This window comes from Enterobacter sp. TMH.L2 (assembly GCF_050847315.1).
GTDB lineage: Bacteria > Pseudomonadota > Gammaproteobacteria > Enterobacterales > Enterobacteriaceae > Cedecea.
Map to the genome: position 1 here is coordinate 643,506 of NZ_CP193791.1, position 24,089 is coordinate 667,594.

18 protein-coding genes and 3 pseudogenes are annotated in these 24,089 nt (G+C 47.5%); 17 read left to right on the forward strand and 4 right to left on the reverse strand.

What is annotated here, in order from left to right; genetic code table 11:
* Positions 1–5: 5 nt before the first annotated feature.
* The 4 genes and pseudogenes from ACREYP_RS03180 (at position 6) to ACREYP_RS03195 (ending at position 5,004) form a co-directional block, all read left to right on the forward strand.
* Positions 6–1,157, forward strand: a complete 1,152-nt coding sequence (locus ACREYP_RS03180) for a CblD like pilus biogenesis initiator family protein (protein WP_008460563.1) — start codon at positions 6–8, stop codon at positions 1,155–1,157.
* A gap of 491 nt (positions 1,158–1,648) precedes the next feature.
* Positions 1,649–2,747 (forward strand): annotated as a pseudogene (locus ACREYP_RS03185) (IS3 family transposase).
* 323 nt (positions 2,748–3,070) lie between these two features.
* A complete protein-coding gene (locus ACREYP_RS03190; protein ID WP_008460557.1) occupies positions 3,071–3,859 on the forward strand; it encodes a glucose 1-dehydrogenase in 789 nt (262 codons plus the stop codon).
* Positions 3,860–4,800: 941 nt separating this feature from the next.
* Complete coding sequence (locus ACREYP_RS03195) at positions 4,801–5,004, forward strand: Hha/YmoA family nucleoid-associated regulatory protein (protein WP_336819899.1); 204 nt, start codon at positions 4,801–4,803, stop codon at positions 5,002–5,004.
* Here ACREYP_RS03195 and ACREYP_RS03200 read toward each other — a convergent pair whose 3' ends face one another.
* Positions 5,005–6,552 (reverse strand): EAL domain-containing protein, encoded by a 1,548-nt coding sequence (locus ACREYP_RS03200; RefSeq protein WP_498881095.1) that lies wholly within the window; start codon positions 6,550–6,552, stop codon positions 5,005–5,007.
* Positions 6,553–7,021: 469 nt separating this feature from the next.
* Here ACREYP_RS03200 and ACREYP_RS03205 point away from each other — a divergent pair, with 469 nt between their 5' ends.
* The 5 genes and pseudogenes from ACREYP_RS03205 to ACREYP_RS03225 all read left to right on the forward strand — a co-directional run.
* Positions 7,022–7,525, forward strand: coding sequence for a hypothetical protein (locus ACREYP_RS03205; protein WP_008458550.1), 504 nt, complete (start codon positions 7,022–7,024; stop codon positions 7,523–7,525).
* The gene (locus tag ACREYP_RS03210; RefSeq protein WP_166996013.1) at positions 7,522–8,133 is read left to right on the forward strand and encodes a transcriptional regulator; all 612 of its coding nucleotides are present in this window, start codon (positions 7,522–7,524) and stop codon (positions 8,131–8,133) included. The genes ACREYP_RS03205 and ACREYP_RS03210 overlap by 4 nt, the downstream gene beginning before the upstream one ends.
* Before the next feature lie 209 nt (positions 8,134–8,342).
* Positions 8,343–11,489, forward strand: a complete 3,147-nt coding sequence (locus ACREYP_RS03215; RefSeq protein ID WP_336819889.1) for an inverse autotransporter beta domain-containing protein — start codon at positions 8,343–8,345, stop codon at positions 11,487–11,489.
* Between the two features lie 259 nt (positions 11,490–11,748).
* Positions 11,749–12,069: pseudogene (locus ACREYP_RS03220) on the forward strand (integrase core domain-containing protein); the annotation flags it as partial.
* A 45-nt stretch (positions 12,070–12,114) separates the two neighbouring features.
* Positions 12,115–12,201 (forward strand): annotated as a pseudogene (locus ACREYP_RS03225) (IS6 family transposase); the annotation flags it as partial.
* A 67-nt stretch (positions 12,202–12,268) separates the two neighbouring features.
* Here the strand turns inward: ACREYP_RS03225 and ACREYP_RS03230 are convergent.
* On the reverse strand, positions 12,269–12,952 hold the full coding sequence (locus tag ACREYP_RS03230; RefSeq protein ID WP_008458776.1) for a transcriptional regulator domain-containing protein: 684 nt from the start codon (positions 12,950–12,952) through the stop codon (positions 12,269–12,271).
* Positions 12,953–13,190: 238 nt separating this feature from the next.
* On the opposite strand from ACREYP_RS03230, the gene ACREYP_RS03235 reads away from it, so the two are divergent.
* Positions 13,191–13,775 carry a LuxR C-terminal-related transcriptional regulator gene (locus tag ACREYP_RS03235; RefSeq protein WP_008458777.1) on the forward strand — a complete coding sequence of 195 codons (585 nt, stop codon included), beginning with the start codon at positions 13,191–13,193 and terminating at the stop codon, positions 13,773–13,775.
* 540 nt (positions 13,776–14,315) lie between these two features.
* Here the strand turns inward: ACREYP_RS03235 and ACREYP_RS03240 are convergent.
* Positions 14,316–15,409, reverse strand: a protein-coding gene (locus ACREYP_RS03240; protein ID WP_336714332.1) for an IS3 family transposase whose coding sequence is annotated in 2 segments (ribosomal slippage) — positions 14,316–15,178 and positions 15,178–15,409 — 1,095 coding nt in all. Because the reading frame shifts where the segments join, the coding sequence is not laid out codon by codon here.
* 625 nt (positions 15,410–16,034) lie between these two features.
* Between ACREYP_RS03240 and ACREYP_RS03245 the strand changes: the two genes are divergently transcribed.
* The 4 genes from ACREYP_RS03245 (at position 16,035) to ACREYP_RS03260 (ending at position 18,659) form a co-directional block, all read left to right on the forward strand.
* The gene (locus ACREYP_RS03245; RefSeq protein WP_008460143.1) at positions 16,035–16,838 is read left to right on the forward strand and encodes an MBL fold metallo-hydrolase; all 804 of its coding nucleotides are present in this window, start codon (positions 16,035–16,037) and stop codon (positions 16,836–16,838) included.
* Between the two features lie 145 nt (positions 16,839–16,983).
* The gene (locus ACREYP_RS03250; RefSeq protein WP_498881096.1) at positions 16,984–17,430 is read left to right on the forward strand and encodes a helix-turn-helix domain-containing protein; all 447 of its coding nucleotides are present in this window, start codon (positions 16,984–16,986) and stop codon (positions 17,428–17,430) included.
* Between the two features lie 115 nt (positions 17,431–17,545).
* Positions 17,546–18,058: a DUF6622 family protein gene (locus ACREYP_RS03255; protein WP_008460141.1), complete on the forward strand. Its 513-nt coding sequence runs from the start codon at positions 17,546–17,548 to the stop codon at positions 18,056–18,058.
* Between the two features lie 67 nt (positions 18,059–18,125).
* Positions 18,126–18,659 carry a P-loop nucleotide/nucleoside kinase family protein gene (locus tag ACREYP_RS03260; protein WP_008460140.1) on the forward strand — a complete coding sequence of 178 codons (534 nt, stop codon included), beginning with the start codon at positions 18,126–18,128 and terminating at the stop codon, positions 18,657–18,659.
* Between the two features lie 209 nt (positions 18,660–18,868).
* Here the strand turns inward: ACREYP_RS03260 and ACREYP_RS03265 are convergent, their stop codons facing one another.
* Positions 18,869–19,741, reverse strand: coding sequence for a LysR family transcriptional regulator (locus ACREYP_RS03265; protein ID WP_008460139.1), 873 nt, complete (start codon positions 19,739–19,741; stop codon positions 18,869–18,871).
* 270 nt (positions 19,742–20,011) lie between these two features.
* Between ACREYP_RS03265 and ampH the strand changes: the two genes are divergently transcribed.
* From ampH to ACREYP_RS03280, 3 genes are all read left to right on the forward strand, one after another.
* Positions 20,012–21,172, forward strand: coding sequence for a D-alanyl-D-alanine-carboxypeptidase/endopeptidase AmpH (ampH, locus tag ACREYP_RS03270; RefSeq protein WP_008460138.1), 1,161 nt, complete (start codon positions 20,012–20,014; stop codon positions 21,170–21,172).
* Positions 21,173–21,670: 498 nt separating this feature from the next.
* On the forward strand, positions 21,671–22,528 hold the full coding sequence (gene blaLAP, locus ACREYP_RS03275) for an LAP family class A beta-lactamase (protein WP_008460137.1): 858 nt from the start codon (positions 21,671–21,673) through the stop codon (positions 22,526–22,528).
* Between the two features lie 395 nt (positions 22,529–22,923).
* A protein-coding gene (locus tag ACREYP_RS03280; RefSeq protein WP_442892347.1) for an IS3 family transposase occupies positions 22,924–24,035 on the forward strand; the annotation gives its coding sequence in 2 pieces (ribosomal slippage) (positions 22,924–23,185 and positions 23,185–24,035; 1,113 coding nt in all).
* Positions 24,036–24,089: the final 54 nt, after the last annotated feature.

Here is a 24,089-nt window from a genome sequence, read left to right on the forward strand (position 1 = left end):
TAAATATGTATTTTAAAAATGTTTTACTATACTTAATCTCATTTTTATCCATTGTTTCATTCTCTTGTAAAGCTATTTACGAGCCACCGATGAACAGAACTACAAATCTTACAGCTGAATTTGATAAAAACTCACTACCTGCTTCTTTAATTATCTGGAATGCTTTATCAGGCGGTCAGGATGATACTAATGGACAAAAATGGGGAAGAAATACACTAACCTGCCTTAATGCTACAGACACCACATATGGAGCTTGTGCGACTACGTCTTCGTGGTGGTACAACTCAACAGACAACAGACTTTACGTAAGACTGTCTTTTTCTCTTAAAGGAAGTTCAACTAAAGTTGATTTAAATATTACGCCTATAAAACAATGGAATGTTATTTCTGGAGGTTGTGCAGGACAATCCAAAAACACCCCTGCTTCAATGACTACTGGCTGCGATAATGCTTTAATCGTGACCAGTGATTTCACTTACAGCATTCCGCAAAGTGAGCTTGCCAAACTCTCATCTCCAGGCACCTGGACCGCTACGTTGAAGCAAAATTTACGTTTATGGGACAATGGATATGGAATATTGGGTGTTTGGAGTGCGGATATATCATTGACAGTGACAGACCTTAAAAGTCAGCAAGTTTATTTCCCAACATTCCCTTATTCAACCCCCCAGGTAAATCTTAATTTATCCAATCGCACTGGCACTAAGAATACACAAAGTATGAGCGGTAAGTCTGTATTAGATATGTGTCTATATGATGGGAAAAACTCGACAAGCTCTCAGGTTAATATGATATTCAGCGACGAGAGAGCGAGTGCTCCAGGAAGGCAGCCTGGATTTTTTTCTGTTTATCGAAATGGCGCTGACAAAAGTCAGGCTGAAAACAGAGTTGATTACCAGCTTAGCGTATTAAACCCTACATCCGGACAGTCACAGATTATAAGTAATGGAGCGGAGGTTTTATGGAAAAATACGAATGAAAGAAAAATTCAGAGACAAGTTGTTATTCCCGGTGTTTCGGGTGTTTCTTTATGCGTGCCAGCACCATTAACATTTACAACACCGCAATTCCGCTTTGCCGATAAGTCAGCAGGAATATATAGTGGGAAACTCACTGTTATATATACACCATCTACCCAGTCTAATTTAACTAACTAGAGCGTACGTTAAATACGACGAGCTATTGCAATAAATGGATTTCTATTACAAGGTTCGCTATGCTGAGCAGATTTACTTACATTATTACAAATAACTTTAGCTATGGACGTGTTTAAATGATAAGCGTTATTGCAAGGGTGACTAGTAAACCATAAAATTTCTTAGTGGACGGTATAATAGGCATTAGCTCTCAAGTAGAGAGAGTATATAAAGGGTTATAATTTGGATGCTGGTCGCCTTTTAATCATCTTTCCATGGTGGGTGGAGAGCTTAGCTGATGGATGTAGTTGCAGATAAAAGTACCGTTGTGCCAATCGAATACGGCTAAAACGAACTCTCTGATCGGCACTTGCAGGTAGACTGGTGCAGGGCTGGAGACAAGGTTGCGCTCTACCTTTTTCTTTAACGCGAATGACCTTCCCCCTGAAAACAGTGCCAGGCTAAACTGAAGTCTCCGGTCTTTCTTCCATCTCAAAGAGAGGCACACCGCCATGAAAAAGACCCGTTATACCGAAGAACAGATAGCCTTTGCGCTGAAACAGGCCGAAACCGGTACTTGCATCGGGGAAGTCTGCAGAAAAATGGGCATTTCTGAAGCCACTTTTTATAACTGGAAGAAGAAATTCGCTGGTCTGGGCCTGACAGAACTGCGTCGTTTGCGGCAGCTGGAGGATGAAAATCAGCGGTTGAAAAAGCTTGTCGCTGACCTGAGTCTGGACAAAGAGATGCTGCAGGAGGTACTGAAGCAAAAGTTCTGAGGCCGGCTCAGAAGCGTCAGGCGGTACATTTCCTGCGGGAAGCTTACCGTATCAGTGTCCGGCGGGGATGTGGACTGCTGATGCAGAGCAGAACCGTTTACCACTGGCAGAGTCGGCGGGATGATCGAGCGATTACCCTTCGCATCAGGGAAATAGCGGAAACCCGGATCCGCTACGGCTGCCCGCGTATTCATATTCAGTTGCGACGGGAAGGCTGGCCTGTTAACCACAAGAAAACACACAGAATCTATTGTCTGGAAGGACTGAACCTGCGGAGAAAGCGTCCGCGCAGGCATGTCAGTGCAGCGCATCGCCAACAGCGCCCCTTCCTGACCGGTGTCGATTAGTGCTGGAGTATGGATTTCGTGTCGGATAATCTGTTTAACGGACGGCGTTTTCGGGTGTTAACTGTAGTGGATAATTTTAGTCGTGAGTGTCTGGCGATCCACGCAGGAAAGTCGCTGAAGGGCGAGGATGTGGTCGCTGTGATGGAAGCATTACGCTTACTGAGTAAACGCCAGCCTGTGCGTATTCAGACAGATAACGGCAGCGAGTTTATCTCGAAGAGCCTGGATAAATGGGCGTATGAAAATGGGGTGACAATGGACTTCTCTCGTCCAGGAAAGCCGACAGATAACCCGTTTATTGAATCATTTAACGGTAGTCTGCGGGATAATGCCTGAACATTCACTGGTTCCTCTCACTGGAAGATGCGCAGAATAAACTCGACAGCTGGCGCAGGGAATATAATCATGGGAGAACGCATTCATCATTAAATGACATGACCCCGGCTGAATTTATCCGGAGCCTACAAAAAGACGAAGATCTCTGATTTAGCACTGCATTGATTTTGGGCCAGGGTCAAAAACCCAGAAACCTCAAAAAGTGCGTGGAACTAAAACGGGTGTACTTACACCGGGACTTAACCCGGCACGGCCACGAGCTTGCGTATATAAAGATCTGTTGCTAATTTTTCAGGGTATTCATTGGATTACAGATAGCATAAATTGAAGAGAAAATCGTTATTCTGGCGGTCAAAAACGTACATTGTTGCCGGATCATACCCAGCATTACGTTCCCGGCCCCTGAATAACAGAGACAGATGCTGAAACGGTGATGTTTCATTCAGGCTAAAAATGAATCAGGGGGTTATGTATGTTTACAGATCTTCAGGGAAAAGTGGCTGCAGTAACAGGCTCCTCCAGAGGAATAGGGGCTGCAATTGTTACCCGCTTAGTTGAAGAAGGCATGAATGTCGTCATCAATTATCATTCAGACAAAGAAGAAGCGCAGGCGCTGGCTGATAAACTGAACGGCCTTAAGTCGGGAAAAACGACCATATTTGGCGGTGATATCAGTGATGAAAATACTGCCCATGACTTCGTTACGGCTGCGATAGATCATTTCGGAAAACTGGATTTGCTGATTAATAACGCCGGGATTGAAACTCAAAACCCGACGCACAGAATAAGCCTTGATGACTGGCGCAGGATCATTGACGTCAATCTTACCAGTTTTTTTCTCACCGGGAGATCTGCGCTTAACTACTTTTTAGAAAACGACATTAAAGGCAATATTATAAATGTGTCATCTGTTCACGAGATCATTCCCTGGCCGACTTTCGCCAGCTATTCTGCCAGCAAAGGGGGAGTACGTATGCTGACTCAATCCCTCGCGCTGGAATATGCTGCAAAGGGCATCCGGGTTAACGCTATTGGGCCGGGTGCTATAAACACGCCCATGAATCAGGATAAAATGAGCGATGAGACGTTACGTGTGGAGCTGGAAACGCTTATTCCAATGAAGTATGTCGCTGAGCCAGAGGTTGTTGCAAATGTTGCCGCCTGGCTGGCTTCAGACCAATCAGCCTATATTACCGGGCAGACCATTTTTGTGGATGGCGGGATGACGCTGTATCCCTCATTCCAGGGTGGGAAGGGCTGAATCATGAGTGAAGTGAAATCTGTCACTTCACTCTTTCAGTCACCGCATAAGCGGTCTCAGAAGTCCTGAGACAGAATAGTCGTCGGGCGTTTCTTCACAGACGAGTTACGCGCTGTGACAACAATTTATCGACTATATCTGCAAAATTGGCAGTAGAGGCAATAAATACGCTAATACCGCGCGGGATAAGAACAATGCTTATGTAGTACGCTTGTTATCTTGCCAGCCTGTGTCCGCAGAGGCTCAGGCAGTTACAGCTTTCCGCACCTTTTGGAAGTACACTGTAAGATGGTCAAGTTGTATACCTTAGCGTAATTGCTGGACTGAACGTACCGGCTCTGAAAGTGGTGCGTGGAAGACCAGTCTGATGAGATACATCGTCTCTGATGGTGAAAGAGTCAACATTGCCACAGAACGTTTATATTCATCTTTGTTTAAGACTGAAAGTCAGTTGCATCAAGACAATCATTTTCTTTTATAACATGTATATTCTGGTCAGTTGCAACTAAGTTTTGCAAGGTATGAGTGAGCTATTTTAAAGAATAAACAGGATGATGGGTGTCATCCACGTCATTCTACTTTCATTTAACGTAAATATTATGCCAAAAATATTTATTTCAAAAAGCAGTCTGGAAGTGAATGCAGCAATTATTTAATGCGTTCTGTGCACAAAAAAATAGAATATATCCTCAGCCCAGGGTATTCTCGATTAAAATAATAGGGGTATTCGTTGATTAACTATATATCAGCAGATGTTTCACCGTCGGTAATGCATTTTAAGTCATAAAGGTTTTATCTGAAAGCTGTCCCGTTGTTGGTTGTGAATCCGAGGGGATCGCAGCTATATATTCTGCAATCAGGAGTCGAACTTTGTTGTAAAAAAGGTTTTTAAACTATTTCCCAGGTAGGGAGACATACATTCTATGCAATATGCACGAACGATGACAAAGAAAGACTGGCTTTATATTCTCCGACAGTTACGCCACAAAGAGTCACTGCAGAAAATCATAGATAAAAAAAACTACGAGCTCAGTGATGCTGAACTGGCCGTTTTCTGGGGAGCCGCAGATCATCGTCTGGCTGAGCTTATTACCGGAACTTTATACGACCATGTTCCAGTGGAGATATGGCGGCATGTCCGTTGATTACATCTTCGGGGTTATATTCATATTGTATTCATTTCTGAGATACCACGTCCTAAAATTAGCTGCATCCAGAGGCGGTGAAAACAGGTATCCCTGCAGTAGCATTACCTGATTATTACTCATAAACAGGGCCTGCTTCCTGGTGCTGATACCCTCTGCAATCATGGTAAGTTTCAGTCTTTTACTGAGGGTGATAATGGCATCAAGCACTGGGGTGTCTCCGTTGGCAGAATCGATCGTTTCTGTGAAACATCTGTCAATTTTGAGAAAGTCTGCAGGCAGGATTTGCAGGATAGACAAGGAACAATAGCCGGTTCCAAAATCATCTATAGCAACCTTTATACCTGCCTCACGCAACTGGGACAGATGGGTAACAGTTTTCTCTGTATTTTCAATGAGTGTGCGTTCGGTAATCTCCGCCACAAGGGATAACGAAGAAGGAATACTGTCACGAAACGCCCTCATATCCCCTATAAACTCTCCTCCGGCGAGGTGCTCCGATGCAATATTTATGCTCAGATGAAACTCTCCCGTGGGGATCCACTCTTTAACATCATTAGCAATAAGCCTCATCAGGTGACGCGTTAAGGGCCCCATCATTTTTTCTGATTCTGCCGCAGGAATGAACACGTCCGGAGGGATCAATCTGCCGTTATTTCTTCTCCAGCGCATCAGGGCTTCTGCACCATGGCAGTGTCCTGAAATATCACAGACCGGCTGATAGCAGACAAAAAACTCTCCTTCTGTTATTGCCCTGCTTATCACGGATGCAGGGGAAATACGAGCAGCATGCCATCGTTTCCAGAAAGTACCTGACAGGAATGAAAATAAAAGAAATGCAGGAAGAATTATCGGGATGCCTTCAGTACTGAAGTACAGCCAGCTACGGAGGGTCGAATAAGCCGACACCCTGATATCACCTGCCTGTATTTGTAGCGAGGTAAGAACTTCGTGGTCACCCCGGGGCCCCCCCAGGGTGACAGACCGCCCGTGCCCTGCCTGTAGTGCGTAGTTCAGGTGGGTATTACCGGCCATCACCTTAATCAGCTCCCGCATGTAACGGGTGTCCAGTACCGTATAGGCGTAAATATTTTCCTTCAGCATCCGGGTATAGACAATCACAGAGTCGCCGTGGCCGGGGTTCATCGAGATTGATGAGGCCACTGCCGGCATATTCCCGTCAGACACACTCACATCCGGAAAAATGCTTTTAACAGGCCAGGATTTATTTCCGCTGAAGGAGGAACAGATTATTGTCTTGCCTGAAATGATCCCCGCGCTCCTGGTGTAAGGTGTTAGCGTTGCCAGAGATGTCAGCAACGGCAGGATTGTTTCGCAGTCATGAGCACCTGCTTCACTAATCCGACTAAGCGTGGCGGATGCTGGTTGATAGTATTCATCAGTAAGCCTGAGTATACCGCTCACACCAGCAGTCATTGCGCGGTACTGCATCCACAAACCCGAGCATATAAGAATAATACAGAGCATCACCGTTGCTCCGGCAAGGGTCATCCATAACTGAAATGGCCTGGGTGATATTGTTTTCATATGGCTCATTGGCGTTCACAAAGAATAAAACACCATCATAAATACAAAGTTGCTCAAATATCCATTTTTTTAAAGTTAACAGGCTGATGCTCACGCAGGTGATAAATACAAAATTGTGCAATTCATTCAGGTTTCAGTGATATGAGTTTACCTGGAACATCTCCCTCTCGGTTATTGTTGTTTATTCCCACCCGCGCACTTAATATTTTCAAACTGATGCTTGATTAATACAGGCGACATCGATCGATTACCACCTTTTGATAGTCACAGGCTATCATGTGGTTATAATTGATCGTTTTTGACTATCCTTTGATTGTGTGTATAATGATCAAAATACACTGTTGTCGCGAGAATTCTATGTGTAAACAACACCATAGCGTCTGACTGAGATTGTTTATTTTCATCTGTAGCCGTTCTTTTTTTGCTCGTAAGTAATAGCCTGGTTTTTAATCCTGGGAAGGAAAATCACATGGATAAGTGCGCGTGCTGGCCCGAAAATGAGCCTCTTTCTGGAAAGGGGTTCATGGCTATTGCTGAGATAGCGGGCAGAGAAAATCTTTACTTTGTTAATCTTGATGAATTTCCATTTTATATATTTTTAATATGTCCTCAGGTTTTTAATTTAAAAAGGGGCATTGTTATCCCCTGCCAGGCGCTATATCCATTGCCGCTCTTATTATTGACCGAGTTTACCTCTGTATATGCCATATTCCCCTCAGACTGCAGGCCTGAGCGGGTTGCCGGTGAGATTAGGCAGGCACCTGACAACGGAGAAAAAAATATCCAATACTCCGAAACCCGTTTTCTCACGCCTTTTGAATTCAGGCTTCTGCACTTATTCATGCGGGCAGTCAGTATGAAAGATATCCCCTGCACCATTCTATGCACGGCCTGCGTATACCAGGAGCTATCAGAGAAAATGCAGCTCACGCACAAGGGAATGTCCGTTTACATGAAGCGGTGCGGGATATGAAAAACGACGTGATGCTGATTGTATTGACTGAAAACCACTGGTTATACACGGGGCTTGCTGCACTGCTGCCTGAAATGGACTCCCTCCGTGTCGGATTCAGTTCGCCATACCTGCCTCCGGAGGTCAGGGCTGCCGGGCGGGTCATCATCGCGGTGGACAGCCGGATTGTGCTCCGGGGGGAGTGGTCGGCCCTGAATACCCTTCATGCGCTTCGACCAGATGCCATCCTGGTCTGGCTGGCCTGCGAACAGAGCGGCAGGTTATGTCCGTTTGCAAATCAGAGATACCTCTGCGTTAGTCAGCGACAGGATATTACCTCGTTACGCCTGGCTTTACGTCAGTCAGGGCAATACTCACAGGGAAAATTTGCCCGTATCAAAAATATTAACCTGACACTCACCGAACGTCACATGCTGCCGTTTTTTTTGTCAGGGATGAGCATTCATCTGGTTTCCCGTATAACCGGAAAACCCTTAAAGACACTCTACGCACATCGAAAAAAAATTCTTGAGAAGACCGGAATGCGGCAACTGGCATTTCTACAGTTTGTGAATGAACGAAACCAGGGATTACCAGGCATTTTTGGCTTAGAGGGCGTTAATAAATAGAAAACAAATTTGAAGCGGCATGAGGATGCAAGAAGGAAGGGGGGAGCCCCTCCCGATGCAAGCCTCCGTATCGCGCCGTGGAGTGGCCTTCAGAGAAACGGCAGCTGACGCATCACGGCATTGCAACTTACAACCCCCGTTCTCTGGAACTCACTTATTTGTACACAGCCGACGTCCGGACAGAACCGGCGTAATTTATGGAGTCATTTGTGAAGACATCATCCTTAGTTCCCGTGTCGCTGAGAATGCGATTATTTGCCTGGCTAAACATCGCCGTACAGGCAGCCTTTCCCCTGGCGGTCGCTTTTACGCCCGCGGTCGCCGGCACGGCCGGCAGTGACGGACGTTTTCTGCATGAGCAGGCAGTTTCAGCAATGCAGACCCGGGTGTACACCCTTGGTGAAGGGGAGAGCGTTTCGTCCGTTGCCAGAAAATACAATATGTCCGTAGATTCACTGCGTAAACTGAACCAGTTCCGCACTTTCGCTCACGGATTTGACCACCTGCAGGCGGGGGATGAGCTGGACGTTCCTGTGGCTCCGCTCCCGGAAGTTCGCTGGGATGATACGCCGTCAGGGGCGGTTTCAGACAAAAAGGAAAAGGAAGATGATGCGCAGACGAAAGTCGCCGGCTATGCCTCACAGGCCGGTAATTTCATCTCAGCCAGCACCAGAAGCGACGCGGCAGCGTCCATGGCGCGCGGGATGGCGAGCGGTGCTGCCAGTGGTGAAATTCAGCAGTGGCTGAGTCGTTTCGGTACGGCCCGAGTGCAGCTGGATGCGGATAAAAATTTCTCTCTGAAAAACTCACAACTTGACCTGCTTGTCCCGTTGTACGAACAAAAGGACAGGCTTGTTTTTTCTCAGGGCAGCATTCACCGCACCGATGACCGGACTCAGGCTAATCTTGGTGCCGGCGTCCGGCGCTTCTATGATGCATGGATGTTCGGTGCCAACAGCTTTCTCGATTACGACCTGTCCCGGGACCACGCCCGTGCCGGCGCCGGCCTTGAATACTGGCGAGACTTCCTGAAGCTGGGCTTTAACGGATATATCCCCCTGACCGGGTGGAAGGATTCCCCTGACCTGACCGATTACCAGGAGCGTCCGGCCAGAGGCTGGGATGTCAGGGCACAGTACTGGCTTCCGGCGCTGCCGCAGCTCGGCGGCAAGCTGACCTATGAGCAGTACTATGGCAAAGAAGTCGCCCTGTTCGGCATTGACAGTCGACAGCGTGACCCGCACGCCATTACGGCGGGGATTAACTATACGCCGGTGCCGCTGCTGACGTTCAGTGCAGAGCAGCGTCAGGGGGCCGGGTCAAACGCCGAAACACGCTTTGGCGTGGACATGAATTACCAGCTGGGTATGCCCTGGCAGCACCAGATTAATCCGGACGCGGTGGCTGCCATGCGCAGCCTGGCCGGTAGCAGATATGACCTGGTGGAGCGCAATAACAACATCGTGCTGGAGTACCGCAAGAAAGAGGTTATTCGCCTGAAGACGGCCGATCTGGTGACGGGGCATACCGGGGAGCAGAAGTCTCTGGGGGTATCCGTCAACAGCAAGTACGGTCTGGAGCGCATTGACTGGTCGGCTTCATTACTCATCGCCGCGGGAGGAAAAATCGTGCAGAGCGGAGAGGACTGGGCCGTGGTGATGCCGGTTTACCGGGCTGACGTCAACAGCTATACCGTGCAGGGTGTGGCGGTGGACAGAAAAGGAAACCGCTCAAATCAGGCTGAAACTCAGGTGACGGTGCAGGCGCCTCAGGTCAGCGCGGTGCAGAGTACGTTCACGCCCGCCACCTCTTCGCTGGCTGCGGACGGCAGGAGTGTGCAGGCTCTGACCCTGAGTCTGCGGGACGGGAATAACCAGGCGGTGGACATGGATGTGAAGGACATCAGCCTGAAAAACAGCACGCTGAAAAGCGCCACGGTATCGGCACTGACCCGAAAATCCGCGGGCGTGTACACCGTGACGGTGACGGCGGGCACGGATGTTGAGACGGTGACGTTAACACCGTCGGTAAGTGGCGTCACGCTCTCCCCGGCCGGAGTGACCATCAGCAGCACCACGCCGGATGCGGGACAGTCGGTGTTCACGGCGAGCCCGGAGACCATTGCGGCTGACAACGCGGCCACCTCTACGCTGACACTGGTTGCGAAGGACGCGCAGGGTAACGCCCTGACGGGGCTGAAGGACAGTCTGACATTCACGGTAAAAGACAGCGGTGGTCAGACACCGGCCAGCGGTATCATCACGGAAAGCGCCATCACGGAGAGCAGCACAGCGGGTACCTACACGGCTACCCTGAAGGGGACCACGGCGGGTCAATATACCGTGGTGCCGGAGTACAACGGTACCGCGATAGGCAGTCTGAGTGCAACGGTGACGCTGACGGCCACCACGCCGGACCAGAGCCAGTCCCTCATCGCGCGGGACAAGGACACCTACGTCTCAGGCGACGACATCACCATCAAGGTGACGCTGAAGGACAGGAACGGCACGGCCCTGACGGGCGATGCGGGCCTGCTGACCACCTCCACGGTGACGGTGCCGAACGCAACGCTTAAAACGGACAGCAGCTGGAAGGACAACAGCGACGGAACCTACACGGCGACGTACACGGCAGGGACGATGAGCACAGACAATCAGGCATCGCTGAAGCTTGCCGGGTGGGACACGCCGCCGAAGTCTGAGAAGTATGCCATTACGCTGAGAGATGAGGCCCCCGCATCCATCAATACGCATGTCAATGCTTACACCTTTACACAGACCAGTGAAGAGGGGACATTCCCGACCACCGGCTTTACCGGGGCGACGTTCACCATCGTGCCGAAGGACAGCAAGAGCGCGACTGACTACACATGGAAATCCGACGCCAGCTGGGTATCAGTGGCCAGTGGAGTGGTGAAGTTCACCGGCACGGGGACGGGCAGTAAAGTGACCATCACCGGCACCCCGACCAGTGGTCAGGGGAAAATCATTAAGTACAGCTTCACGCTTAAGAGCTGGTTCATAAATAGCGGAGCTACAACTAATACCTGGGCTGAGGCAAACACGTACTGCTCATCGCAGTCAGGGTATAGTATGCCAACGGTTCTACAGATGACCGCCAGCAAACTAGGAACCGTTTCAAAACGCAGTGCGATAGGCCATCTGTGGAATGAGTGGGGTGACATGTCTTCGTATAGTAAAGGGTTCAGCTCAGCATTCTCCTGGACATCAGATGAGTATGACAGCACAGCGCACTACGTGGTTACGCTCGGCAATGGGAACGTGAACTACCGGGATAACGATAAACAATCCGCGGTAGTCAGGGATGTAGCCGTCGTGTGTCGTCAGGGTCTTTAGCATTTAGTCTTTAGTTTTTAACCTTTGGTTTTTATTTTTAATGATGATTTTTTATTCACCCCCGCGCTCCCGCGGGGGTGAATGAGGAGAATGAATGATGGAGATAAAGGAGAAGCTGGCGCTGAGCGCCCGTCCGGGCTGCCTGACGCTGCGGGCTCAGGTTGCGGATTTGCTCATAAAGCCGGCGGCACTGCTGAAGGTGTTTATTTCTGGCGCGGGGGGCGATGGCCTGCATCCCGGCCTGCGTGAACCACAACACCCACAATTGCTGAAAACCGATAATGGCTCTTAATTTGCAGGGAAAATGCTGGACAAATGGGTGTACGAAAGAGGGATCCGCATCGACTTCTCACGACCGGGAACGCCCACGGACAATGCGACCGTGGAGTCGTTCAACGGCAGGCTGCGGCAGGAGTGCCTGAACGAAAACTGGTTCATGTCGCTGGAGGATGCCCGGTGCAAAATCGAAGCCTGGCGCATATACTATAACCAGAGACGTCCTCATTCTGCGCTGGGCTGGATGACCCCGTCCGAATTTGCTGAAAAGTCTGCCGGTTGCCAGAACATGCAACCAACATGAAGCCGGTTATTCCTGATTATGACTGGAGCATATTCGGGGTCAGGGTCACTGCACAAAGGTCAGGTTGAATCATTTTACTTTGGCCATCCCCTGGTCGAAATGCGTCTGGTGAGCCGAGTCTTTGAAATTTAATGTCCTTCAGCAACACCAGAGGCTTCACTATCACAATCTTTTCAACAATGCCTTTGTTTTAATAATTCTAAACAAGATCAAGATATTGCCCTCTTATATAACTTGTAGCCTTTTTTATTTTGTAACGAACCCTTGCGCGTAACCAATCTGAACACTCCCAACTCTGATCGGTAAAAAAATCCTTAAACTTAATTTTAGCAATTTCTCTCTGAGTTAATCCATTATTATACAAGTCATAGAATGACAGATATTCTTGTGTATTTTTCATTGATTTTGTTGTTAAAGCGCAATTTTCTCCATATAAAAAACTAACAAGTCGCAAGTTATTAACTAAGCTTGATTTGTTTAATGAAAAGAACAAAAAATTTTCATTACTGGATAATGCATCCTCTGTTATTATTTGTACATAACCATTTTCATTATAATATTTTGTAATGACACCAATACCCTTTATTTCCAATGATTTATTAATTAATCTCAAGTCTATTTTTGAAGTGCCATAGATGTCATGCTCAGCACACTCTGCAACCTTTGCATAAAGTGTTCTTCTGCTAACTTTAGGACACCAAAAAACGTCTAATGGTGATGATGTATATGGATCAACAAAATTCACCAACCCCCATGATGCTGCAGCGTTATTTACTATTGCTTTTGAGTTTTTTTCTTGAGCCACTTTTAACTGCATTTCATTCCAGCACTCTCTATAGCTATCATTTCTTCTAAGAAATTCCCATGCAAAATCAGTATACATTTATTACTCCTTTTTTTATTCATCCCTTTAAGAATTTCTGATAAATATTTTTTTTAAATTTTCTCCCTTACATTTTAAATGGCTTTATTTATTATTCTAAATAATGGATTCATTTACTATTACTAATTTAGTTCTGATCTTGAGTTATGCAATAGATTTGACATTTTCAAGAGTGGTTTTAGGATTTTAAGATAGGACTTTTACACTATTAGATAAATTAATGTGAGAGGTATAAAGTATGATGTTTATTATAAGCGACTGTATTGATCGTGATTCAGGCAAGGCAGTTATAAAAAACATAAAAGGACAGGTGTGTGAAATTTACTCATGTTACGAAAGAGATATCATAAAAAAATTCATCTCTCGTAAACCATCAGCAGTAGTCATTAGTGATTTTTTTTTGCTTAGGGATAGCAATGCGTATGAAATATTATTTCATGCGAAAAAAAATAATAGATTACTCTTTATTGTTTCAGATCTTTCAACTTTTAGAGAGGAATATATTCCTGTCGATTACAAAATAATTGTCATAGGGAATAATACTTTGTCAGAGCTTTTGAAGGATAAAGTTAGTAATTTCCTTGTTAAACAAGAATTTAAAAATAAAATTTTAAGTTACAGCAGGACTGAAAGTGAAGTTATTAAATGCCTTTGTGAAGGGAAGAGTGTTAAAGATATTTGCAATCAACATTCCTTCATGGAAAAAACTTTGTCAACTCATATTGGTAATATCAAAAAAAAATCAGGGCTTAGGAGTAAGCAGCAACTGTTTTATTTATACATAATACAAAAAAAGATAAATGATTTTTTACAAAAATCATGAAAATGAAGAGTGAAGTTAATGAGTGATGTCGCCTCTAAAATTTACAATAATAACCTTCAACGTTATGCATCGTATTTTCTAAAAAAATTACAGATCAAAAAGGATTTTTCTTCAACCATCTTGTATTTTTTACTTTTGAAAAAAAAATTGATGCGAACACTATAATTAAAATGCATATTATTTTATTTGCATCAAAACAACCAAGTAAGAATATGAATGAACTGTACAGAAAGAACGACACAAAGGATGACGGTTTATACTGGGTTATTTTATTTGTTTTTTTACAACCACACCACCTACATCTTGTGTCATTGATGTGAATAATCTTATTACAATGGTGGCAGCCTCTATAGTCATGCTTGAATACATGATAGTAATTTTCATAACTCTCTTTATTAATCATTTTATTATCCTCTAGAGAGAGATTGCATTCCAGTTGAATCAATACTATTCAAATTCTTATTTTTTAGCAGGGAGTATTTTCTTTTGTAAATTTTATACGTGATGGTAGTCACCTGCCCCCTGGTTTCGATAAAACCTTCAGTTAGTAATGTCGGTTGGTTTTTCTTCATATTTCCTGTTTCGCCAGTCCGTTGCGAATTCAGCTGGTGTCTGGTAATCCAGCGATGAATGGGGACGGCACTCGTTATAATCCTGCCGCCAGTCATTAATCGTTTTCCGGGCATGAAGAATATCGCTGAACCAGTGTTCATTCAGACACTCATCGCGAAAGCGTCCGTTAAAACTCTCAATAAATCCGTTCTGCGTTGGCTTACCTGCCTGGATAAGCCGGAGTTCCACACTATGCTCAAAGGCCCATTGATCGAGCGCGCGGCAGGTAAATTCCGGGCCCTGATCGGTTCTTATTGTCGTCGGATATCCCCGAAACAACGCGATGCTGTCCAGAATACGCGTGACCTGAACGCCTGAAATACCGAAAGCAGCGGTGATCGTCAGACACTCCTTCGTGAAATCATCCACACAGGTCAGGCACTTGATCCTTCGACCGTTGGCCAGTGCATCCATAACGAAATCCATCGACCATGTAAGATTCGGTGCATCCGGGCGCAGAAGCGGAAACCGTTCGGTCGCCAGCCCTCTACGGCGTCGTCTGCGTTTTACGCTCAGTCCATTAAGGTAGTAAATACGGTATACCCGCTTGTGATTGACGTGAAGGCCCTCCCTACGCAGCAACTGCCAGATGCGCCGATAACCAAAACGTCTGCGTTCAAGCGCCAGCTCGGTAATACGCCCAGATAAATGTGCATCAGCAGCCGGACGCTGATCATCATAACGGCAGGTCGACAGGGACAAACCTGTAAGCCGGCAGGCACGACGTTGCGACAGACCGGTCGCATCAAACGTCAACACCACGGCTTCCCGCTTCTGACCTGTTGTCAGTACTTTCGCCCCAGAGCCACCTGAAGCGCCTCCTTATCCAGCATGGCTTCGGCAAGCAGCTTCTTGAGCCTGGCGTTCTCTTCCTCAAGCGACTTCAGGCGCTTAACCTCGGGCACCTCCATACCGCCATACTTTTTACGCCAGGTGTAAAAGGTGGCGTCGGAAATGGCGTGCTTACGGCAGAGCTCACGGGCAGAAACCCCGGCTTCAGCCTCGCGGAGGATACTGATGATCTATTCGTCGGAAAAACGCTTCTTCATGGGGATGTCCTCATGTGGCTTATGAAGACATTACTAACATCGGTGTGTATTAATCAACGGGGAGCAGGTCAGCGGGCAATGGGTGTTACGTGGTCGACCTGACTCATCAGTATGTCTGCCGTGACGGCCGTGTCTCTGCTCAGCTGGCGCCAGGCCATGACTGACGACAGCAGTGTAGTCAGGATTGCGGGTACGAGAATTCCGGCAGCAAGCGCTCTTTTTCGTAATTGCATTATTTGTCCTGTGAGGTCTTTCCATGAGTACACTATCACTATTTAGTGACGTTATAGTCATTAATCCCTTTCCATTTCAGTGTTATTTAAACAGGTGACGCAGCGGGATGTACTCTGTAATGAATATAAGCGCAGGTTTTAAGGCGGGTAATTATTTTTTTTGAACAGGGTGGATATCGTTCTGACAGCCTCATTCATTTTCGTTATCTCTGCAGAAATCTGGCTGCTTTCGGGGAGCAGGATATGGCGGACTGGCATGCTGATAAGTCTTTATCTGCTGCAGTGAGAAGAATGCTGCTCTGGACCAGGAAACAGGTCTGCTGTCAGGATTATTGGGTAATTACCTTCGAAGGGAGAACTAAGCTGTGACACTCAAAATGACCATTCTGGTCGAAAACCATCTTTCCCCGCACGCGGCTGCAGGAATGCAGGCCCGTGCAGGCCTCTCCATTCTTCTGGACGACGGAGAGAGCCGGATACTGTTTGACTCCGGTGCGGATGAAACCGTTGTTCGCAACGCCAGGCTGATCAACGAGCCGCTGACAGACCTGGACGCGGTTGTATTATCCCACGGGCATTACGATCACTGCGGCGGAATAACGTCTCTTGCCCCCGGGACGAGGATTATCTGTCATCCCGGCATTTTACAGGAAAGGTATGCCGCCGTCAGGCTTCCAGGAAAGGTCATTCCTCTTAAGAAACTTTCGGTCGTGGAGCGTTTTCGCGGACTTAACGTGGAGTACAGTAAAATCCCGCGGGTCGTGGCAGGACGTTTTGTCTGGAGTGGTGAAATCCCCGTGGAAAGCCCGAAGCCTTGGGGTTATACCGATTACAGGAACGCCACGCCTGATTATGTGTCTGATGAGGGTGTGCTTATCTGGTGCTCATCACGCGGGCTGGTCATTATAACCGGGTGTGGCCATCGTGGGCTGGAGAACACCGTTCGCCACTGCATGAACATTACGGGGGAAAAACGCGTGTACGCCCTTATCGGGGGATTTCATCTGCGGGCAGCATCACCGCTCAGGCTGATAAGGCTGAAAGCTTTTTTGCGTGAGATCGCACCTGAGCAACTGCTGGGCTGCCACTGCACAGGAAGATGGGGAAAACTGTGGCTCAGGAACACGCATCCTGTCGCCTGCGGAGATACCGTTATTTTTGAAGAGTAAGTCTGTGATACAGGCTCATCCTGTCATTCGGTCTGCACCTGTCTCGTTTGTGTCGTCTTACTGTCAGGCCCGTGTCGTGTACTGTGCCGGCAGGAAATGCGAATATCTTAGCCGCTACCAACATACACCAGATATGAGGTTATCGATGACCGTCGCAGAGAAAGTGAAAGCCCTTCGCCTGAAGAAGGCCTGGTCTCAGGAGCAGCTGGCAGAAGTCGCCTCGCTTTCAGTCAGAACGGTTCAGCGTACTGAAAAAGGGAAGAAACCTGGTCTTGAAACGTTGAGTGCGCTTGCCTCAGCCTTTGACGTCAGCGTATCTGAGCTCCTGGAAGAGGCCGGGGATGCCGTTAACACGCTGGATGAACGTATCAGTGATGCCAGAGCCCAGGTTGCCCGGGAAATGACGTTTTGGCGGATACTAACAAGGGCTCTTCTGACATGCACCGCAATGATGGTTATAAACTATCTGCTTACTCCGGAAAGTTACTGGTCCCTTGTAGTGACGGCCATATGGTGCACTCTGGTTATGTTCAGGGGGGCAGGGTGTTTGTTATTCATGATCGGCTTAAGTCATGGCAACAACGCAGGTTGAATAAACTCCTCCGTCCGGGCACAAAAAAGGAAAATAACCTTCGGGCAATCAAGTAAAACGCTGGAGCCATTCTCTGCGGCTAAATGTAATCATCATTAAGCGAAAAGGAAAAACGATGAACCTGTCTGAATTTTTACTTCATGTACCGTTCTGGGTCTGGCTCCTGCTGATTTTTTTACTTCGCCGTGGTTTTGCCGCCCTTTATGACAGAGAGATGAAAATCGGACGGCTTTTTTTGCTCCCTGTACTGTTTCTTGTCTGGGGAGGCTACGGAGTTATGACTGAAACAGAAAGGGCAGGAGTAAGTCTCACCATGATGGTCGCAGGATTACTCGCGGGAGGAGCACTCGGCTACTGGATGTGGGGGGCACAAACTCCCCTGCAGGATTCAGGCAACCCAGGTACGGTTATCAGGGCCGGGACGCCGCTGACGCTGGGCATGATCGTTATTACTTTTTGTACAAAATTCATTCTTACTTCAGCCCTCTTCCTTCAGCCTGGCCTTGCGGCGTCAGCGAGCTTCTGTCTGCTAATGGGTGGGCTCACCGGACTGAATGATGGAGTATTCTGGGGAGGCACACTAAGGATATTTATACCATGGTACAACAAACATCTCACTCAATTGTGAATTGAACCATTTATGTGTATTTTATTTTTAATAGTAACTCCTCAAATGTATTCCAAAAGGGAAAATTATGCTGATAATTATGAACGGGTTGCCGGGTTCTGGAAAAAGTACTGTAGCAAAAATGTTGTGCGAAAAATTGAGCGCTGTGTATTTACGGGTGGATACTGTAGAGCAGGCCATTCTTTCGGCGTTTGAAACAGAGAGAAAGCCCGGGCCTGAAGGGTATTTTGTCATATATGCATTAGCACGTGAGAATCTTAAGCTAGGGTCAACGGTGGTGACAGATTCGGTTAATGATATTAATCTTGTGCGTGATGCTTTTCGTGATATAGCTATATCACTGGAAATTCCATTCATAGAAATTGAAATAATTTGTTCGGACAAAGAACAGCATCGGCATCGAGTGGAAAACAGAGTTTCAGATATTCCCGGTTTGACTGTACCTGACTGGGGAAAAGTGCAAAGCCGTCACTATGAACGATGGTACAGGGAACATATTCAACTTGATACAGCGAAATTAACAGTTACTGAGTGTGTAAACAGAATCCTGGCATTAACAGAGCAAGACAGGATTGGAAACAATCTAACTATACATCGGTAGTAATCGTTAATTTTTCTTACGCTGTATGAACGTCTGGTGTATCGAACGTGGCGTGATATTTAGGAGCTTATCGGATAGCCGCCACCGTAGCCTCGTACCAGATAAGGCTCTAAGCTTCGTCTAAGACAGGCGTCGTATTACTTTAATCACCAGGCATCAAGGCCTTCCCATGCTTTAAGAGAACGTGCCCGGGCAGTCTGAGTATACGTTTATTCAAACAACAGCGCTTCGCTCAGAAGCCAGCTCCTGAAGGTTTTGACCACAGGGCGCATGATTCTGGATTTAGAATATGTCAGCCAGTAGCTGCCGGCGTTGACCTCAGTTTCGAAGGGCTGCACAACCTGCCCGGATGTGAGCTCCCGTGTAAACATTTTCAGGGGAACCAGCGCCGCGCCGCCGGAATGTATAACGGTCTGGATCATCAGTCCTGACGAGTCATAGACCGTACCGCTGATGACAGCAACGTCCTCGCCGGCCTCACGGAACCAGTCTTCCCATTCATTGATCCGGTAAGAACGGAGCAGCCTCTCGTTCAGCAAATCACGTGGTGCGCGAAGCCGCCCGGCCATTTCCGGGTCGCATAGCACGCCAAACGGCGCGTCGAATATTTTTTCATTATTGGTTGAGGGCCATATCCCGGTACCAAACCTGATAGCCAGATCGAGCCCCTCTGCAGCAATATTGACGATATTATTGTTAATACGCAGACGGACATCCACATGGGGATGAAGCGTCTGGAAACGCCCCAGCCTGGCCTCAAGCCAGCCAAGGGCAAACGTGCCTACACAGCCCAGCGACAGGACTTCCTTATATTCCCCGCCTTCAAACTTATGATAAATATTTTCTATTGTCCGAAACGCCTCGTGCAGTCCGCCATAGAGGATCGCGGCTTCCTCTGTGAGCTCCAGACTGCGGGACTGTCGTCTGAAAAGCGTGATACCCAGACGCTCCTCAAGAATTCTGATTTGCTGGCTGACGGCGGCTGGGGTAACGAAAAGCTCTTTCGCGGCCCGGGTAAAGCTGAGGTGTCTGGCGGCAGCCTCAAAAGATTTGAGGGCCTTCAGGGGAGGTTTTTTTCGCATAGGACATCCTTTAGATTTTCTTTAAATTAATACAAATTTTTATCGTTTGCCAGCATTCAAGATTATCAACATAATCCCGCTTCCTGACCGGTGCGACATACTTGTTATTTATTGCGAAATTTATAATTAATTAAACCGGGCTTTAAATTTTTATTTGCGGCTGGCGATTATTCGCATTTATCTGCGGATTAACACAATGAATGCATCCCAAAGTATTCATTAACATCTCGGTAATCAGCTCACTGAACAATATTTATTAGGGAAACCTGGATGAAGAGAAAATCACTGTTTCTGGCCGTGGCCAGCCTGCTGGCCGCCAGTTATGCCAATGCTGGCCAGATGACGACCGAGCAGCAAATTGCTGAGAAATCTGCACAGATATTTCATGACACTAATCCTCCGGCTATGGTCATGGCCATTATTCAGAATGGTCAGGTGACATATCGTGCCTATGGTGAAACGGCTAAAGGCAACCATACCAGCCCCACGCCCGACTCGCTGCTTCGGGTCGGCTCTATGTCAAAAATTCTGGCCTCAGAGCTGCTGGTTAAGCTTGCCGATAAGGGAGCGCTCAGGCTGACCGACACGCTTCAGAAGTATGCTCCCCCGGGGATGACAGTACCTGAGGTGAGCCGCGGCAATCCCGTTACCCTGATTTCGCTTGCCACACATACCAGCGGGCTGCCGCGACTTATCCCGGGTCAGGCACCAGCCGGCTCAGCTCCGTTCACGTGGCCGGACAGGCCTGCCCGCTGGAACTGGCTGAATCAGAAGCCGACCCTGACCGCGCCGTGGGAACAGGCGCAGTATTCTAATGTGGGATACGATCTGCTGGCCGATGCTATGGAAGCTGCAGGTAAAAAACCCTACCTGCAGCTTATGCGGGAAAATGTGACGGGCCCGCTGGGCATGAAAGACACCACCACCCAGCCTGACAGCGCTCAGTGTCAGCGGCTCATGGAAGGCTCTGGCATCGATCCTGCCGGTCCCTGCACGGATACAACGGCAGCCGCCGGCAACGGCGGGATGTATTCCACCGCAAGGGACATGGCGAGCTGGATGCAGCATCTGTTGAATATCCGTCATCCTGAAAAGCCAGCGCTCAGAGCCGTTCAGCAGGCAATGTACGTGCAGAGACAGCAACTCAAATCCATTACGGGTCTGGATTTAGCAGGGAAAGCGCAGGGGCTGGGAATGGGTTGGGTCTTTATCCAGCCTTCGGTTGACTCCCCGGTAATGATCCAGAAAACCGGTGGTGGCGGCGGTTTTATGAGTTATATGGTTTTGGTCCCCGGCGAAAAAACGGGGATCTTTGTCTCTGTGACAAAAGTGGATCTGGATATGTTCTCAGCCTTAACGCGTGAAACGAACAGCCTTATCCCGCTCCTGTTAAAAGCAGCCCCCGGGGAACGCATCAGTCCGGCTTCATAACGGGTCGGGTGGCAGCATCTGACTCCATAAAAAACGGGTGCTGTCAGCGGAAATGTGCCCGGATTTCGCCAGAACCCGGCTCCTCGCAGAACAACACCTGTAATGTATTTCCCTGGGTATATTGGGGCAAACTCGATAATCGATAGTAAGACTGCCTGGGCAACTCACTATGTGACGACAGGTATCACGTATTGCCTGAATTCTAACCTGAACCTGGATATTGCTTACAAATTCAACAACATCACGGGGCTGCCAAAAGTTCACTCAGAATAACGAAGATGCTTTGATAATGGGCATAACATACCAGTTCTGATAGGACCCTCAGGTTGCCAGGGCAGTAATCAGAATGATGCAGAGTGACGTGTATTTCGGGTTGAGGTTGCATCAGATGCTTCACATGGTCCGAAAGTGCACCAACAGTCTGGCCGAAGAGGTCCTGTTGGCTCAGTATTTAACTTTTAACACATTAATTTAACATGCAAAATAAAGGATACTAATATGAAAATGATTCGACTTATGATAATCCCCTTGCTGGCTGGAATGTGCACGCCAGCACTATCTACACCAGTCAATATCACTGATACAATACAAACCACAGAAGACCATATCAAAGGTCGGGTTGGTTTTACTGAAATAGACTTTTTATCCGGAAAGGTACTGGGTAGTCATCGCCATGAAGAACGCTTCCCTATGATGAGCACATTCAAAGTTTTGTTATGTGGGGCAGTATTAGCACGCGTTGATAAAGGGCTTGAACAGCTTGAACGCAGAATTACCTATAATGAGCATGACCTGGATGACTATTCACCAGTAACCAGTCTGCACCTTGCAGATGGAATGTCGGTTTCTGAATTATGTAATGCTGCCATTACCACCAGTGATAATACTGCTGCAAATTTATTGCTATCAACAATTGGCGGGCCGGAGGGATTAACCCAATTTGTGCGAAGCACTGGTGATAATTATACACGACTAGATCGACACGAACCCAGCCTGAATGAAGCGCTACCTGGCGATGAGCGTGATACTACCACTCCGGCTGCAATGGCTCAGACGTTACGAAAATTGTTAAATGGGAGTCTCCTCAAGATAGCATCACAGCAAAAATTAATAACGTGGATGCAGGAAGATAAAGTTGGCGGGCCTCTGTTCCGCTCTGTACTGCCAGCTGGCTGGATGATAGCGGATAAAACAGGAGCAGGTGAACACGGCTCTCGTGGCATCGTTGCATTGTTGGGGCCCAGAGGAAAACCATCCCGAATAGTTATTCTCTATATTACCAATACTCATTCATCCATGAATGAACTTAACGAACATATTGCAGGGATCGGAGATTCAATTATTAAGCACTGGTAATATGTTTTCAAAGATTAGTTCACTCCAGACCCACACTTTGGTATTCCGGACTGTAAGATGAGTGGCTAAGACAACTTGTTTTCCATGTAATTAACAGGTGAATCTTGGCCGCTTTCAGAGTAGGTATCTCATCGTCTAGGTGAAAGTTATCTGTAGCGATGCAGACTGCGTAGGCAGTGAATGAGCCGACAAATTATCTATGTAATATTTGAGGTAATTTGGGTAATGTACTTCACCAAATCATCCAGTTCGATTCGTTCACCGGGCAGAGAGCTGATGGCCTGAGGTAGGTAATCAGTAAAATATTTTATTCCGCTTGTAAGTATCCCGCTTAACCGAACCATTCACTTTTAGAGATCTTCCGACATACTGATTATGTTCCCGAGGAGATCGCCATGCGTAAAGCACGATTCACCGAACACCAGATCATCGCTGTGCTGAAGTCCGTCGAAGCCGGACGCACCGTCAAAGATGTCTGCCGCGAAGCGGGTATCTCTGAGGCCTCTTACTACAACTGGAAAGCGAAGTTTGGCGGGATGGAAGCCTCTGATATCAAAAAGATGAAAGATCTTGAGGACGAAAACCGCCGCCTAAAACAGATGTTTGCCGACCTGAGTCTGGAAAACCGCGCACTAAAAGACGTCATCGAAAAAAAGCTTTAAAGCCAGCGATAAAGCGTGAACTCGTCAGCTATCTGAAAGAGGTGTTTTCGATGAGTGTACGTCAGGCATGCAGGATGTTATCGCTGAGCAGGACGGTTTATTTTTACCAGCCCGATACCCGGCACAATGAACGGGTGATCCAGGCACTGACTGAGCTGGCGGAGCGCTATCCGCGATACGGTTTTAAGAAGCTGTTCCAGCTTCTGCGCAGGCAGGGGCACACCTGGAACCATAAGCGTGTTCACCGGATTTACTGCCTGCTGAAACTGAATTTTCGTCGTAAGGGTAAACAACGTCTGCCGGTACGCAATCCGGCTCCGTTGATAATGCCGGAAGCGCTTAATCAAAGCTGGTCCATCGATTTTATGCACGATGCGCTGGTCTGTGGCCGGCGCTTCCGTACCTTTAATGTGGTGGATGATTTTAATCGCGAAGCCCTGGCGATAGAAATCGACCTGAATATTCCGGCTCAACGGGTCGTCAGGGTGCTGGACAGGATAGTGGCAAACCGTGGATATCCGCTGAAGATGCGTATGGACAACGGGCCAGAACTGGTCTCACTTGCGCTGGCGCAATGGGCCGAAGACCATGGTGTGGTGCTGGAATTTATTAAACCAGGCAAACCGACACAGAATGCCTTTATCGAGCGTTTTAACCTGACGTACCGGACAGAAATCCTGGATTTTTATCTGTTCAGAACACTGAATGAAGCACGGGAAATTACTGAGCGCTGGTTGATGGAATATAACAGCGAGCGACCTCATGAGTCCCTGAATAACCTGACGCCGGAAGAGTATCGGCTGATGGCTGAAAAACCAGAAACCTCAAAAAGTGCGTGGAACTAAAACGGGTGTACTTACAAAATGTTTACTTCGTATATGGCTTATTACTTTTCTTTC